At 31.0% G+C, this 15,446-nt stretch carries 16 protein-coding genes and 1 tRNA gene; 10 read left to right on the top strand and 7 right to left on the bottom strand.

The window, feature by feature from the left end; genetic code table 11:
* The first annotated feature begins 15 nt into the window (after positions 1 to 15).
* From KA468_RS04840 to KA468_RS04830, 3 genes are all read left to right on the top strand, one after another.
* The gene (locus KA468_RS04840; RefSeq protein WP_291241806.1) at positions 16 to 2,916 is read left to right on the top strand and encodes a TonB-dependent receptor; all 2,901 of its coding nucleotides are present in this window, start codon (positions 16 to 18) and stop codon (positions 2,914 to 2,916) included.
* A 95-nt stretch (positions 2,917 to 3,011) separates the two neighbouring features.
* Positions 3,012 to 4,451 carry a nucleoside recognition domain-containing protein gene (locus KA468_RS04835; RefSeq protein ID WP_291241805.1) on the top strand — a complete coding sequence of 480 codons (1,440 nt, stop codon included), beginning with the start codon at positions 3,012 to 3,014 and terminating at the stop codon, positions 4,449 to 4,451.
* Between the two features lie 83 nt (positions 4,452 to 4,534).
* On the top strand, positions 4,535 to 6,136 hold the full coding sequence (locus KA468_RS04830; RefSeq protein ID WP_291241804.1) for a fumarate hydratase: 1,602 nt from the start codon (positions 4,535 to 4,537) through the stop codon (positions 6,134 to 6,136).
* A gap of 43 nt (positions 6,137 to 6,179) precedes the next feature.
* Here the strand turns inward: KA468_RS04830 and KA468_RS04825 are convergent, their stop codons facing one another.
* Positions 6,180 to 6,653: a methylated-DNA--[protein]-cysteine S-methyltransferase gene (locus KA468_RS04825; RefSeq protein ID WP_291241803.1), complete on the bottom strand. Its 474-nt coding sequence runs from the start codon at positions 6,651 to 6,653 to the stop codon at positions 6,180 to 6,182.
* 57 nt (positions 6,654 to 6,710) lie between these two features.
* A complete protein-coding gene (locus KA468_RS04820; protein ID WP_291241802.1) occupies positions 6,711 to 7,163 on the bottom strand; it encodes a DUF1573 domain-containing protein in 453 nt (150 codons plus the stop codon).
* Between the two features lie 157 nt (positions 7,164 to 7,320).
* Between KA468_RS04820 and KA468_RS04815 the strand changes: the two genes are divergently transcribed.
* Positions 7,321 to 8,592 (top strand): HAMP domain-containing sensor histidine kinase, encoded by a 1,272-nt coding sequence (locus KA468_RS04815; RefSeq protein ID WP_291241801.1) that lies wholly within the window; start codon positions 7,321 to 7,323, stop codon positions 8,590 to 8,592.
* Positions 8,585 to 9,268 carry a response regulator transcription factor gene (locus KA468_RS04810; protein WP_291241800.1) on the top strand — a complete coding sequence of 228 codons (684 nt, stop codon included), beginning with the start codon at positions 8,585 to 8,587 and terminating at the stop codon, positions 9,266 to 9,268. Before KA468_RS04815 ends, KA468_RS04810 begins: the two co-directional genes overlap by 8 nt.
* Before the next feature lie 16 nt (positions 9,269 to 9,284).
* On the opposite strand, the gene KA468_RS04805 is transcribed toward KA468_RS04810, so the two are convergent.
* A complete protein-coding gene (locus KA468_RS04805) occupies positions 9,285 to 9,848 on the bottom strand; it encodes a CvpA family protein (protein ID WP_291241799.1) in 564 nt (187 codons plus the stop codon).
* 77 nt (positions 9,849 to 9,925) lie between these two features.
* Between KA468_RS04805 and KA468_RS04800 the strand changes: the two genes are divergently transcribed.
* Together KA468_RS04800 and pheS are read left to right on the top strand one after the other, a co-directional pair.
* Complete coding sequence (locus tag KA468_RS04800; RefSeq protein ID WP_291241798.1) at positions 9,926 to 10,282, top strand: hypothetical protein; 357 nt, start codon at positions 9,926 to 9,928, stop codon at positions 10,280 to 10,282.
* Between the two features lie 81 nt (positions 10,283 to 10,363).
* Complete coding sequence (pheS, locus tag KA468_RS04795; protein ID WP_291241797.1) at positions 10,364 to 11,383, top strand: phenylalanine--tRNA ligase subunit alpha; 1,020 nt, start codon at positions 10,364 to 10,366, stop codon at positions 11,381 to 11,383.
* A gap of 45 nt (positions 11,384 to 11,428) precedes the next feature.
* Here the strand turns inward: pheS and KA468_RS04790 are convergent, their stop codons facing one another.
* Positions 11,429 to 11,911 carry an ester cyclase gene (locus KA468_RS04790; protein WP_291241796.1) on the bottom strand — a complete coding sequence of 161 codons (483 nt, stop codon included), beginning with the start codon at positions 11,909 to 11,911 and terminating at the stop codon, positions 11,429 to 11,431.
* Positions 11,912 to 12,047: 136 nt separating this feature from the next.
* On the opposite strand from KA468_RS04790, the gene KA468_RS04785 reads away from it, so the two are divergent.
* Positions 12,048 to 12,512, top strand: a complete 465-nt coding sequence (locus KA468_RS04785) for a winged helix-turn-helix transcriptional regulator (RefSeq protein ID WP_291241795.1) — start codon at positions 12,048 to 12,050, stop codon at positions 12,510 to 12,512.
* A 20-nt stretch (positions 12,513 to 12,532) separates the two neighbouring features.
* On the opposite strand, the gene KA468_RS04780 is transcribed toward KA468_RS04785, so the two are convergent.
* Positions 12,533 to 13,051, bottom strand: a complete 519-nt coding sequence (locus tag KA468_RS04780; RefSeq protein ID WP_291241794.1) for a hypothetical protein — start codon at positions 13,049 to 13,051, stop codon at positions 12,533 to 12,535.
* Between the two features lie 119 nt (positions 13,052 to 13,170).
* Here KA468_RS04780 and KA468_RS04775 point away from each other — a divergent pair, with 119 nt between their 5' ends.
* The gene (locus tag KA468_RS04775; protein WP_291241793.1) at positions 13,171 to 13,668 is read left to right on the top strand and encodes a hypothetical protein; all 498 of its coding nucleotides are present in this window, start codon (positions 13,171 to 13,173) and stop codon (positions 13,666 to 13,668) included.
* Positions 13,669 to 13,782: 114 nt separating this feature from the next.
* On the opposite strand, the gene KA468_RS04770 is transcribed toward KA468_RS04775, so the two are convergent.
* A complete protein-coding gene (locus tag KA468_RS04770) occupies positions 13,783 to 14,598 on the bottom strand; it encodes an SDR family oxidoreductase (RefSeq protein ID WP_291241792.1) in 816 nt (271 codons plus the stop codon).
* A gap of 107 nt (positions 14,599 to 14,705) precedes the next feature.
* Here KA468_RS04770 and KA468_RS04765 point away from each other — a divergent pair, with 107 nt between their 5' ends.
* On the top strand, positions 14,706 to 15,068 hold the full coding sequence (locus tag KA468_RS04765; RefSeq protein WP_291241791.1) for a MerR family transcriptional regulator: 363 nt from the start codon (positions 14,706 to 14,708) through the stop codon (positions 15,066 to 15,068).
* A 50-nt stretch (positions 15,069 to 15,118) separates the two neighbouring features.
* Here the strand turns inward: KA468_RS04765 and KA468_RS04760 are convergent.
* Positions 15,119 to 15,192 (bottom strand) — tRNA-Asn (locus KA468_RS04760).
* Positions 15,193 to 15,446: the final 254 nt, after the last annotated feature.

Genomic DNA, 15,446 nt, shown 5'->3' with positions numbered 1-15,446 from the left:
AATAACTAACAAAACATGAAAAAGCACATTTATTGGTTTTTAACCTTATTATTGATGTCTTCATCAATGGTTTTTGCTCAGTCTACCGTAACTGGTAAAGTAACTGACAACGCTAACAATCCTTTAGCAAATGCTATTGTGAGTGTTAAAGGAAATGCAACAACAGTAAAAACTTCAGACGATGGAAGTTTTAAAATTGTTACTAAAGAAAACGCAGGAACAGTTGTTGTTTCTTTTCTTGGATTTGAAGTTTCATCAGTATCATTTGCTGGAAATCAAGATTTAGGAACAATTTCTTTAGTATTAAGTACTTCAGAAATTGAAGAAGTAGTAGTAAAATCTACAACAGTTGACATTGCGAAAAGCAGAAAAACACCTGTAGCGGTTTCTACAATTAAAGCTGCTGAAATTCAAGAAAAATTAGGAAATCAAGAGTTTCCTGAAATGTTAAACAACACACCTTCTGTGTATGCTACTAAATCTGGTGGTGGATTTGGAGATTCAAGAGTAAACATTCGTGGATTCAACCAAAACAACATTGCGGTATTAATTAACGGGGTTCCTGTTAATGATATGGAAAACAGTGCGGTATACTGGAGTAACTGGGCTGGACTTTCTGATGTAACAAGCGCGATGCAAGTACAAAGAGGTTTAGGTTCTTCTAAATTAGCTATTTCTTCTGTAGGAGGAACGATTAACGTAGTTACAAAATCTGCAAACCAAAAAGAAGGTGGGGTATATTCTTCTTCTATTGGTAATGATGATTATTTTAAAAATCAATTATCTTACAATACAGGTAAAATGAAAAATGGTTTATCTGCTTCATTTTTAATGTCAAGAACTACTGGAGACGGTTATGTTGATGGAACAAAATTTGAAGGTGGAAATTATTTTATTGGCTTAGGTTATGAGTTAAACGATAAACATGATTTTCAATTTGTATTTACTGGTGCGCCACAATGGCACAACCAACGTAGTGCAGCTCCAACAATTGCGCAATACATAAAATATGGTAATCCTGCAGAGATGGATCCAAATATTAGATACAACTCTGATTGGGGTATGTTAAAGGGAGAAGAATATAGTTTTAGAACTAATTTTTATCACAAACCTGTAATGTCATTAAACTGGGATTATAAAATTTCTGATAAAATGAAATTATCTACAGTTGTTTACGGTTCTTGGGGGCGTGGTGGAGGTTCTAACGGAGCTGGTGGAATTAGAGGAGAATCTTATCTTTCTAATTCTTTAAGAAAAGCTGATGGTACTGTTAATGTAGATTTAATACAAGGATGGAACACAGGTCAACAATCATTTACTATGGCAGGCGTTCCTTATTTTAGAGCTCAAAACGCTTCTGGATTCTATCAAAATAGCACAAATACTGGAAGAACTGGATTAGGAACAACTGCCTCTCCATATGTATATAATAATTTTTCTGGTATTTCTAAAATTTCATCTATCAACTCGCATAACTGGTATGGTGGTATCGTAAATTTAAATACAAAACTAACAGACAAATTAACGTTAGATTTTGGTGTTGACGCAAGAACTTATAGAGGGATTCACTATCAAGTAGTAAACGATTTATTAGGAGCTACTAATTTTAATAACGGAACTGGAGATGTAAACAATCCTGGTGCAGTTTCAAATTTTCAATATGCTACAGAACCAAACTTAAATCCTTTATGGAATACAGATTACCAAAAAGCAATCAACTATAATAATGACGGTTTGGTTAATTGGTTTGGAGCCTTTACACAATTAGAATATTCTACAGAAAAATTAACTGTGTTTTTACAAGCTGCGGTTTCTCAACAAGGTTTCAAAAGAGTAGATTATTATAAATATTTATCATCTAATCCATTATCATCAACTGACTATAAAAATATTTTAGGTGGAAATGTAAAAGGGGGTGCAAACTACAACATTGATGAAAAAAACAATGTATATGTAAATGCAGGATACTATTCAAAACAACCTTTCTTTAATGCGGTTTTCATTAACAATGCTTCAATTATAAATGAAAACTTAACTAATGAAAAAATTATGGGATTAGAAGCTGGTTACGGTTTCAAATCTAAAATGTTTTCTGCTAACATAAATGTATACAGAACTTCTTGGAAAGACAGATTTATCAGATTAACAACTAATATTAATCATGATGGAATTTCTACAACTCCAACAATTCCTGGTTCAGCTTTCTTAGAAGGTGTAGAGCAAATTCACATGGGTGCTGAATTAGATTTCGTATTCAAACCTTTCAAAAAATTAGATGTTAACGGTATGTTCTCATACGGAGACTGGAGATATGGAAGTAATGTAACAGCAAGTTATCAAGATGACAATAATGTAGTTATTACAAACCCAACCACTAACGAAGCTTTTAAAGAAACATTATATACTGATGGGTTAAAAGTGGGTGATGCAGCACAAACAACTGCAGCATTAGGGATTTCTTACGAAGTTTTAACAAGAGTAAGATTAGATGCTAATTACAGATACATTGACAGATTATATGCTGCAATTGACCCTGTAAACTTTAAAACACAAGCTGCTAACGATTTAGGTTCTTTAGAGTTACCTTCTTATGGATTAATGGATTTAGGATTCTCTTACAAAATGTTAGTTGGTAAAGACAAACAAAATTCTTTAAACTTCAGATTTAATATGAATAATGTTTTAAACACTGTTTACATTGCTGAATCTAGAACAAATCAGTTTGTCGCTACACAAGCAGAATTTAATGCAAATACTGGAAATGGTGCTGGTTTAAACCCAGCTACTGGAGTTAAACCATACGTAAACTACCAAGATTACTTAAACAAAGGTACTTATGAAGGTGTAGATACAAGAAACCAAGTATTCTTTGGTTTTGGTAGAACATCAAACTTTACAATTACATACAAATTCTAATTCTTTAGAAATATATAATTCTAAACCGTTCCAATTCATTTTGGAACGGTTTTTTTTTATCTTATAAAATCATACATTTACAAAAAAAATACAAAATGGTATTAAGTAGATTTTGGTTGACTATTTTTATTTCTTCTATAGTGTTTATTATAGTAAGTTTATTTGCAGAAAACACGTATTCTGTAGATTATGTATTAAATGGAAAAAAAGATGATCCTATTTTAATTTCGGAAAAGTTTTTAAAAGAAATCCCTGCTTTTATTAAAGATAGTATTCAAAAATCCGAAGAAAAAACGTTTACCATTAATAGAGATACATTAAATCCAGATACTACTTACGTTTATAAAAATCAAACAGTAAAAATTTACAGCGGCACACAAAAATCAGATGGTTTACTACCCACTTGTAAAAACAGTTTGTTCGATATTATTCTGCCACTTATGGCCTATTTGGCTTTCTTTTGCGGATTAATGGAGTTGCTAATAATTTCTGGAGCTTCCGAAAAATTAGCCAAAAAATTAAGTCCATTTTTTGCACAAATATTTCCTTCTGTACCTAAAAATCACGAATCGGTTTCTTATATGACGTTAAACTTTGCGGCAAATTTCTTAGGATTAGACTCTGCTGCAACACCTTTCGGATTAAAAGCAATGGAAAGTCTACAAACGCTTAATCCAGACAAAGACAAAGCCAGTGATGCGCAAATTATGTTTATGTGTTTACATGCCGCAGGGTTAACTTTGATTCCAACATCTATTATTGGTTATCGTGCAGCAGCAAATGCGGAAAATCCAGCAGATGTTATGTTGCCTTGTATCATCACCTCATTTATAGGTACCATTGCTGCGCTTTTGATTGTAGGAATTAAACAGAAAATAAACTTTAAAAGCGCTACTTTAATCGTTGGATTAATGACTATAATTGCTGCAATTACTGGATTATTGTTTTACGTAAACGGATTAAATTTAGTAGAAAAAAACTTCTTTACTTCTAATTTGTCAGGTTTAATGTTAATTGCTATCATTGGAATTACATTGATTTATGCCTTCACCAAAGAAAGTAAATTCATAGAGCAAAAAACCACAATTTTTGACGCTTTTGTTTCCGGTGCCAAAAATGGTTTAACTACTGGTGTAACTATTTTTCCTTATGTAATGGGAATGTTAGTGGCCATTTCATTTTTTAGAAACAGTGGCTTGTTTGAAATTATGAGCAACGGAATTTCTTTTGTGTTTTCAAATATTGGCGTAAGCAAACAAATTACCGATTCTCTACCTGTTGCAATGTTACGCCCTTTCAGTTCAAGTGGCTCGAGAGGATTTATGATTGATGCTATGAATACCTTTGGAGTTGATTCTTTAACCGGAAGATTGAGCGCTATTTTTCAATGCAGTGCAGAAACTACTTTTTATGTAATTGCCGTTTATTTTGGAAGTATTAACGTAAAAAACACACGATATACTTTAGGAATTATGTTATTAGTAGATTTAATTTGTGTAATTGCTGCGATTGCAGTGGCAAGTTGGTTTTTTTAGAAGATAATTAACGCTCTAAGAGTTTGAAAATCTTGGAGATTTTTAAATATATTTCATAACTTTACGCTTCAAAATTCAAACAAATGGACTTTTTATATCAAGACCCGTATCCTATTTTAAAAGATGATACAACCTACAAAAAATTAACTTCAGATTTTGTAAAATTAGAACAACTTGGCGATAGAGAAATCTTAGTGGTAGACCCAAAAGGATTAGAATTATTAGCACAAGAAGCCATGGACGACGTTTCGTTTATGTTGCGTTCGGCACATTTACAAAAATTAAGAAACATTATCGAAGATCCAGAAGCAACAGACAACGACCGATTTGTAGCCTATAATTTATTACAAAATGCAGCTGTCGCTGTTGAAGGTCAATTGCCTTCTTGCCAAGATACAGGAACTGCGATTGTGGTTGCTAAAAAAGGTGAAAACGTGTACACTGGTGTTGAAGATGGCGAATGGTTATCTAAAGGAATTTACAATACGTACCAAAATAAAAATCTTCGTTACTCGCAAATTGTTCCGATTTCGATGTTTGAAGAGAAAAATTCGGGTTCAAACTTACCCGCTCAAATTGATATTTATGCGAAAAAAGGAAATTCATATGAGTTTTTATTTTTAACAAAAGGTGGGGGTTCGGCCAACAAAACGTTCTTGTATCAAAAAACAAAATCGTTATTAAATGAAAAATCGTTAGACGAATTTGTTCGTGAGCGCATTATGGATTTAGGAACAGCAGCTTGTCCTCCGTATCACTTAGCTTTAGTAATTGGCGGCACTTCTGCGGAAGCGAATTTAGCAGCCGTGAAAAAAGCATCAGCAGGATATTATGACAATTTACCAACATCAGGAAATATGTCGGGTCAAGCGTTTCGTGATTTAGAGTGGGAAAAAAGAGTACAAATTATTTGTCAAGAAAGTCAAATTGGCGCACAATTTGGTGGAAAATATTTAACACATGATGTTCGTGTCATTCGTTTACCTCGCCATGCGGCGTCTTGTCCGGTGGGAATGGGTGTTTCGTGTTCTGCAGATAGAAATATCAAAGGGAAAATTACGAAAGACGGAATTTTCTTAGAACAATTAGAAACCAATCCAGGTCAGTTTTTACCTGCAACAGCTCCACATTTAGAGCCAGCCGTAGAAATTGATTTGAACAAACCGATGTCGAAAATTTTGGCCGAATTATCAAAATATCCCATCAAAACGCGCTTGAAATTAAACGGAACGTTGATTGTAGCTCGTGATATCGCTCATGCAAAAATCAAAGAATTATTAGACGCTGGAAAACCTATGCCAGACTATTTCAAAAACCATCCTGTATATTATGCCGGACCTGCAAAAACTCCAGACGGCATGCCATCAGGAAGTTTTGGTCCTACAACCGCAGGAAGAATGGACGTATATGTAGACGAATTCCAAGCCGCTGGCGGAAGTATGATTATGTTAGCAAAAGGAAACCGAAGCAAGGATGTAATGAATGCGTGCCACAAATATGGTGGGTTTTACTTGGGTTCTATTGGCGGTCCTGCGGCAATTTTAGCAAAAGAAAACATCTTATCAGTAGAAGTAGTTGATTTTGAAGAATTAGGCATGGAAGCCGTTCGTAAAATAACAGTGAAAGATTTCCCAGCTTTTATTATTACCGATGATAAAGGAAATGATTTCTTTTCAAATTTGTAAATACCAAAATCCCAATAAGACTAAAATTTCTTATTGGGATTTTTTAAAATAAGGTTTCTTGTTTGATTGGATTCTCATGATCTAACAACCATTTCTTTCTCCATAATCCTCCAGCATAACCTGTTAAAGAACCATCAGATCCAATAACTCTATGACAAGGAATCACAATCCAAAGTGGATTTTTCCCATTTGCATTTGCTACCGCTCTAATAGCTTTTGGATCTCCAAGTTTATTAGTTATTTTTTGATACGATTCTGTTTTCCCATAAGGTATTTTCAATAGCTCCTGCCACACTTTTTTTTGAAAATCGGTCCCTTTTGGATTCATTTCAAAATGAAATTCAGTTCGATTTCCTTCAAAATATTCTTTTAGTTGAGTTACCACTTCTGAAAATAATTCAGGAATAGTTTCAGATAACTCTTTTTCTTCAGAAGTAACAGAAATTTTAGAAATCCCACTACTATCTCCTTCAATACACACAAATCCTAACGGACTATTTATTACTGTTTTTTCCATAAAAAAATCCCGATAAGTAAAATCTTATCGGGATTAAATATATAAATAATATTTTTATTATTTTGAAGCTGGCGCAGCAACTGCAGGCGCTTCATTAACTTTAACTGTACCTTTTATTGTAATTGTTTTTGGCATAGCATTTTCTTCACTTGTTGTTACTGTAACGGTTTTATGAAAAGCACCACCTGCAGCTGCGTTATAAGTAGCTGTTACTGTTCCTTTTTCTCCTGGTTTGATAGCTGTTTTTGTGTAATTAGTTGCTGTACATCCACAAGATGCTTTTACATCTTTTAAAGTAACATCTTTGTTTGTAGTGTTTGTAAATGTAAACTCGTAAGAAACTGGTTTTCCTTGTTCAATAGTTCCAAATTCGTGTGTTTCTTTTTCCCATTTCATTTGAGAGGGTGTTTGTGGTGCAGCTGGAACAGCTACAGGAGCTGGAGCAGCAGTTTGAGCAAATGAAAGTGAGCCCATAAATAATGCAATTGCAAGTAATTTTACTGTTTTCATAATTATTATATTTAAATTAGTTGTTTATTAACATCACAAATGTATTTATTTTTTTAAATAATGTTGTTAATCGACAGTATTTATTGTGTTAATGAGTTGTTAATGATTAATTTCGCTTGATAATTTATCTTAATATCGTTAAAAATTTAGAACATAAATGAAACTATCACGATTTAATATTGTCATAATAATTGGATTTCTTGCTATTATAGGAGTGATTATTATGCAATTGTTTTTAATAAATAACGCCCATAAATTAGCAAAAAAAGATACTGAAGACAAAATATTCTTTGCATTACAAGACGTATTAGAAAAACTATATAAAGATAATTTAACAGGTTTATTAGTTTCCAATCAGGTAGAAAAAGTATCCGGAAATTATTTTACGGTTAATGTAAATTATGAATTTGAAAATACCATTTTAGAACATTATTTAATTTCAGAATTTGAAAAAAATAATTTAGATGTAGATTTTGAATATGCTGTTTATAATTGCTCTTCGGATAAAATGGCATTTAGTAATCACATCAATAGCAATGGAAAAAAAGAACCTATTAAATGTCCGAGTTGTTTTACAAAAAATCCTAAATACACATATTATTTTGCCATTAGATTTCCGGATATTGAACAAAATTATTTTAAAAATTTAAATCAATATTGGATTTTTACTACTGTTTTGTTTCTAGTATTAATTATTTATGTGTATTCGGTTGTACTAATGTTAAAGCAGAAAAAATATACCGAATTACAAAAAGATTTTATCAATAATATGTCGCACGAATTTAAAACGCCGTTGGCTTCTATACTAATCGCATCAAATTATGTTAAAGAACAAAACGAAATAAAAGATAATCCGAAACTTAAAAAATACAATCAAATTGTTGTCAATCAAACAAAAAGGTTAAATGAACATATTGAAAAGATTTTATATGTTGCCAAAACCGAAAGCAAACAAATGCTTATTGATAAATCCAAGTTTGAGTTGAAGCCCGTTTTAGACTTAGTAAAAGACAATATTCTATTAAAATATGATAAAGAAATAGATATTAATATAATTACCACAAAAAAACATGTTTTAAAAGCAGATGAATTTCATATCTACAATATTTTATTTAATTTAGTAGATAATGCGGTAAAATATTCAGGATTATCGCCTAAAATTAAAATTGTCGTTACTGAAATCAACCAACAACTTTCTATACAGATTAAAGATAACGGTTGCGGAATTCCAACTAAAGATTTACCTTTTGTTTTCGATAAATTTTATAGAGTAACTCGTCAAGACATCAAAAATATTGAAGGTTTTGGTATTGGTTTATCGTATGTGAAAAAGATTTGCGATTTACATCGTTGGAAAATAACCATCGCTAATAATACTGAAAAAGGAATTGTTGTTACGATTATAATTAATCAAAAAGATTATGAGTAAAAAGAAAGTTTTATATATTGAAGACGAGGAAACGCTGGCGTTTTTAACTGTTGATAATTTAGAACAATATTTTGATGTGGTACATTGTGCCAACGGAAAAATAGGTTTAGATATGTTTTGCAAAAACCAATTTGACATTGTAGTTACTGATATTATGATGCCAGAAATGGATGGATTTGAATTGGCTACCGAAATAAGAAAAAGAAATCAAGAAATTCCAATTATTTTTTTGTCGGCAAAAACGATGAAAGAAGATCGTATTAAAGGTTTAAAACTTGGCGCGGATGATTATTTAGTGAAACCATATTCGATTGAAGAACTAATCTTAAAAATTGAAGTCTTTTTACACCGAAGTCAAAAAAACACCGAAAAAATCATAAAAAAATATGAGTTTTCAGGTTTTGTTTTTGAACCCGAAAATTATTTAATAAAAAACGAAACTACAAAAATAACGCTTACAGAACGCGAAGCGCAATTACTAAAACTGTTTTTAGACAACCCAAATACGGTTTTAAAACGCGAAAAAATTCTGATGGAACTTTGGGGATCTGACGATTATTTTTTAGGCAGAAGTTTGGATGTTTTTATTTCTCGTTTACGAAAAATAATAAAAGAAACACCGAATTTAGCTATTGAAAATATTCCGAGAGTTGGATTTAAATGGGTTAGTGAATAGTAAAATTTGTGGAGAATTATTCATTTTTGTCTACACGCAACGAATCAGAAGCTTTTTCGTTTTCGGGTGTTTCTTTTGTTCTTTCTTTTACTTCTTCGTACCATTTTTCAAGATTTGGCGACATAAATTTAGACACTTCTTGTACGGGCTTATAAAATAGGGATTTATTTAAGGTTTCTTCTTTTACCAACACACTATTACTATTTATTCTTTGAAGTAAATTCAATAAAACACCTAACATTAAAATAGTTTTTAACATACTAAAAACAGCGCCTCCCAATTTATTTAACCAGCCTAAATAAGAAAAACTTGCGATACTTGTAAAAAATTTAGCCAATAAATGAATGGCAATAAGTACTAAAATAAAAGTTATAGCAAAAGCAATAATTTCAATATATTTTGGATTGGTTTTTATTTTTTCTTCTAAAGCCAATCGGACAATATGTGAAAATTTTATCGCTACAAAAATGCCCACAATTAAAGAACTGAAAGAAGCTATTTCTACAAAAAGACCATTTTTCAACCCATTATATATACTGTACCCTAATAAGACGGCAAAAACAATATCAATAAATTCCATAAATTATATATATTTTATAAAAACAAAACTACAAAATGCAAACCTCAAATACTATCTTTGTAAAAAACTAAATACAAATGTCGAGAGATATACAATTAAAAGAACGCTGGGAAAAAGTAGTAACTTTTTTATCTGATAAATTTGCCGATGGTGATGTATTAGATTTAGATGCGATTATTTATTTAATTGGCGTGCAAGAATTAGGCAAAATAAATAGCGAATTTAAAAAGGACGAAAAAGTAAACCTAATGCACATTGCTATTTGTAAACTATTAGAACCCTACGGATATTACGAATTTGAATTTTTCGATAAAGATGGCTGGCCTCATTATAAAGTAATAAAAGAATTGCCAGCACTAAAAGCAGGAGAACAATCGGTTTTAATGAAAGAAGCCATTGTAAATTATTTTTTAGAAAAAGAGATAATTAATTAGTGCTGAGTTGAAACTAAATGCAAATCACTTTTCACTAATCGCTAAAAAATACATAAATTTGTAGCTTATTACCCTTTTACGATGATAAACAAGATAAAACAACATATTGAAGAAGCCAAAGCGTTTCAAACTGAAGACAAAAGTACTTTAGAAGAATTTCGTATTAAGTACTTAGGAAGTAAAGGTTTGCTTAAAGATTTCTTTGCCGAATTTAAAAACGTACCAAACGAACAAAAGAAAGAATTTGGACAGGTAATAAACGAGTTGAAAAACACGGCAGAAGAAAAAGTAAAAGCCATCCAAGAACTTCTTGAAACTAAAACGGAATCTATTAATGTATTTGGTGATTTATCTCGTCCGGGAAATCCAATAAATATTGGTTCGCGTCATCCGATTTCATTAGTAAAAAATCAAATTTTAGATGTTTTTTCAACCATTGGTTTCAATGTGTCTGAAGGACCAGAAATTGAAGACGATTGGCACAACTTTACAGCATTAAATTTACCAGAATATCATCCGGCACGCGATATGCAGGATACGTTTTTTATACAAACCAATCCAGATGTTTTGTTACGTACGCATACCTCATCTGTACAGGTTCGTTATATGGAAAACAACAAACCGCCTATTAGAACCATTTCTCCAGGAAGGGTTTTTCGTAACGAAGCCATTTCGTCTCGTTCGCATTGTATTTTTCATCAAGTAGAAGGTTTATATATTGATAAAAATGTGTCGTTTGCCGATTTAAAACAAACGCTATTATATTTTACGAAAGAAATGTTCGGAAAATCTAAAATAAGATTGCGCCCGTCTTACTTTCCATTTACAGAACCAAGCGCTGAAGTAGATATTTATTGGGGATTGAAAACAGAAACCGATTACCGAATTACAAAAGGAACAGGTTGGTTAGAAATTATGGGATGCGGAATGGTAGATCCGAATGTGTTGAAAAACTGTGGCATTGACCCAAATGAATATACCGGTTACGCCTTTGGAATGGGAATTGAAAGAATTGCAATGCTATTATACCAAATTGGCGATATTAGAATGTTTTATGAAAACGATGTTCGTTTCTTAGAACAATTTAAGTCAAGTTTATAAAATAAAAAAATCCCGAAATTGTCGGGATTTTTTTTGAGTTTGTTTTTACTTAATTACACCTAATTGTGTTAAGAAACTCATATTATCCATAAAATCTTGTTCTTCAACAATTTTTCCGTCTACAATTTTTGCAATAGTACAACCTTCAATGTCAACTGTTTTTCCAGTTGGTTTAATCCCTGCAAAATCTCCTGTATGTGTACCTTTAAATTGCCAATGTTTTACTAATTTTTCGCCATCGGCAAACATGCTTTTTACTGTAAATGTTCTGTCTGAAAAACCTGTAACAAAACCAGAATAATAGGCTTTAGCATTTTTAATACCTTTAATTTCAGGAATCGTATGCAGTACAATTGACTCAGCATAAGCCGTATCAAGTACATTAACTTTTCCTTCATTAATAACTTGATCCCATACTTTAGTATAAAAATCTACATTTTTTTTGGATACAGATGCCGTTTTATCGGCGTTTGACATACAAGATGACAATGAAATAGTTACCAGAACTAACAATACTATTTTTTTCATTTTTTTAAATATTAAATTAATATATTTTTCAAACCTACAAATATTACTTGTAAAAAGCAACTTATTAAATGTTAATATTCTTTTATCTTTTTTTAAAAAATTGTAATTTTGTATAATAAATTTTGCCCTCCCCAAAATGAAAAAAAAAGAATTCAGATCTACATGTGCTATTGCAGTCTCTGTTGATTTACTCGGCGATAAATGGTCACTCTTAATTTTAAGAGATATGCTTTTGCATCGAAAATCTACATTTAAAGAATTTTTAGAGTCTAAAGAAAAAATAGCTACGAATATTTTAACAAATAAACTTCAGTTTTTGATGAAAACGGGGTTTATTGAAAAATTGAATCCAGCTGGAACAAAAAAAAGCACCCGATATATTGCAACAAGAAAAGGAATATGCGTCTTACCTTTAATTATTGAATTATATCTTTTATCCATTGATAGTATAGATGAATCTGTATTTAATCCGATGCAAATTGCTATTAAAGCAGAAATAAAATCAGACCGACTACTTTTTGAAAATACAAGAAGAGAACGATATATTACGTTTCTTGAAACACTGCAAAATGCAAAAATAGAACAACAAAAAAGCCTTTAATTAAAAAGGCTTTTGTTTTTTTATTGAAATAAAGTAGTTAGTTCCGATGCATCGTACACATCCCAAACTTCATGAATTTTTCCATCTTTAATCGCAAATAGCATGTGATAATTTTTAATATTCACTTTTTTTGCTCCTTTTGCAAAGGTTACATCATAATAACAAATTACATAATTTGAAATACCTGTTTTTGGGTTAGGTTTATCATTAATAACCTCATGAAAAATAGGTTCACCATTTACGCTTATAGCAATACCTTCTTTTTGTGCCATTTTTAAAGTTGCGATATTGTCTTCAATAGTAATTTCTTTTGAATTGTCATGCAATTTAGCATTAGGGATAAAATTTGACTTTAAACCTTCATAATCAAATTTCATTGCCAATTCATTTGCTTTTTTAGCTAAATTAATGTTGGCAGAACTATCCACTCCAATTGCGATTTGATGTGGATTTTTTTCTGTGTTTTCTTTTTCATTGTTTGGTTTACAAGCCATGAACAATGCACTCGACAATACAAGTACAACAAGTTGTTTTTTCATAAAATTACGTTTTAAGTTTATATTAAGTTGTTTCATTATTAAACAAATTTAAAATAATTACTTGTTTTTTACAACTAATTATTTATTTTTGTTTCAATTAATCTTAAAAAAAGAAAGAAATGAAAAAAGTAGTATTGATTATTAGTATCCTATTTTCAATAGGAACTGCTCAAGCACAAGACTTTGGCGGTAAATTTTTAGTAAAAGAATCTGAATTTTACAACAAACCATTTGTTTTTTCAAATCGTGGAGAAACGGAAAAAATAATTGAATTTGTAAAAGCTTACAACGCTATGGATGCAAATAAATGCGCAACTTTTATTGCAGATAAATGTGTGGTGATTGGATTTGATGGTGTAAAAACCACATTAACAAAAGAGGATTGGAAAAACTATTTTGCTAATTATACCTCTATAAATTGGGAAATACTTTCAATTGTACCCTTACGAATTAAAGACACAGACCCAACTTCTGGAGTATTAATAAACTCAATTGAGACAAGAGTAGGAAAAGATGGTAGCGTATGGAAAAAAGAATTAATTGAATTATTTGCATTTGATTTGGATTTAAAAGTCAGTAATATAAATCAGTATTCTCAGGACATTCCAAAAAAATAATATAAATAAAAAAGCCTAATAGAAATGTTAGGCTTCTTTTTTTGCTCCCCCTATTGGAGAAAGTTACAATTTTAATGCGATGATAATTTACTTAACTACAAGAAAAACAAATAGTTAAATATTGTAGCTTTTTCTAACAAGTAAGAAATAGAATTTATCGGAAAGTATTTTTCTAAGCTTTAATAGCATTGGACCGGGCTTCCCAATAGCATATCGCATTTTATTACTATTGTCTGTTGCGGCTATAAAAATTGTTTTAGCAACAACCTCTGGTCCTTCTGCATCATTTATAACTTTTGACGCTGCTGCATTAAATTTTGAAATAAATACATCATAATCACTTGTATAATCAGGCTTAATGAATTTTCTACTTCTTCCATAAAAATCAGTTGCTATTGGACCAGGTTCAATAAGCTTTAATTTAATGTTAAATTGTGCTAATTCATAATGTAATGACTCTGTAAAACCCTCAACAGCAAATTTTGTTGCATGATAAATGCTATATAATGGAAACGTTATTTTACCACCCATACTTGAAATTTGAATAATTGTTCCGCCACCGGAAGGACGCATCGCTTTTATCGCCTCTCTTGTCACACGCATTAATCCAAATACATTGGTGTTAAATTGGTCTTCAATTACTTCATCAGACATTGCTTCAAAAGCGCCATCCACTCCATACCCTGCATTGTTTACAACAACATCAATAGTTCCAAATTCTGCTTTAACATTTTGAAATACTTTACTGATACTATCAAGGTTCGTAACATCTAAAGGATAAAGTTTGACATTATTAAAAGTCTTAAAGTCAGATTCCTTTTCAGGATTTCTTTGCGTAGCAATTACATTCCATCCATTTTTTGCAAATTCAATAACGGTTGATTTCCCAATTCCACTTGAAGATCCTGTAATTAATATTGTCTTTTTCATATGATTATGTTTTAATTTAGTGCAAACTTAGTAGTATAAAATCAAACCTACAACATTAGAGTATAGTCTATAGTTGTTATTTTTTTAATATTTTTTATATTTGCATTATGTTAATAAATGAAATAGCTAAGAAAACAGGGATTTCTGCCCACACGATTCGCTTCTATGAGAAGTCAGGATTGATTGAAGGAAAGCGCGATGAGTCTATCAAAACAAACAATTATTTTCACTACGATGAAGAAACAATTGAAAAATTGGAGTTCATTAGCGATGCTAAGTCAATTGGTTTCACAATAAGAGAAATTGGGCAACTCATAGATGCTTGGTACAAAAATAGATTTAGCAAAGAAGAAAAATTAAGTATTCTCAATGAAAAATTACATTCTCTTGAACAGAAGATGAAGGAAATTAAGGAAATGAAAAGTCAAATAGAAGCATTCAAGAAAGATGTGTTAAACGATAAGTGTTAATTACAAAATAAAAAAGCCTTTACATTGTTGTAAAGGCTTTTTATTTTTTGCTCCCTCTCTTGGGCTCGAACCAAGGACCCTCTGATTAACAGTCAGATGCTCTAACCAACTGAGCTAAGAAGGAATAACCTAATGGTTAATTTATTTTTAATGAAACTTTATTCTTTTATTACAAAAAGTAAAAATTTCAAGAATTTCTTTTTTTATGAACTTACTTCTTTTTCTCGAACCAATCCCGATAGCTATCGGGACTCTGATTAACAGTCAGATGCTCTAACCAACTGAGCTAAGAAGGAATAACCTAATGGTTAATTTATTTTTAATGAAACTTTATTCTTTTATTACAAAAAGTAAAAATTTCAAGAATTTCTTTTTTTA

The organism is Flavobacterium sp. (assembly GCF_017985075.1).
Classification (GTDB): Bacteria; Bacteroidota; Bacteroidia; order Flavobacteriales; family Flavobacteriaceae; genus Flavobacterium.
Note: the sequence above shows the minus strand (reverse complement) of the source record. Positions and strands in the feature narration are given on the sequence as shown.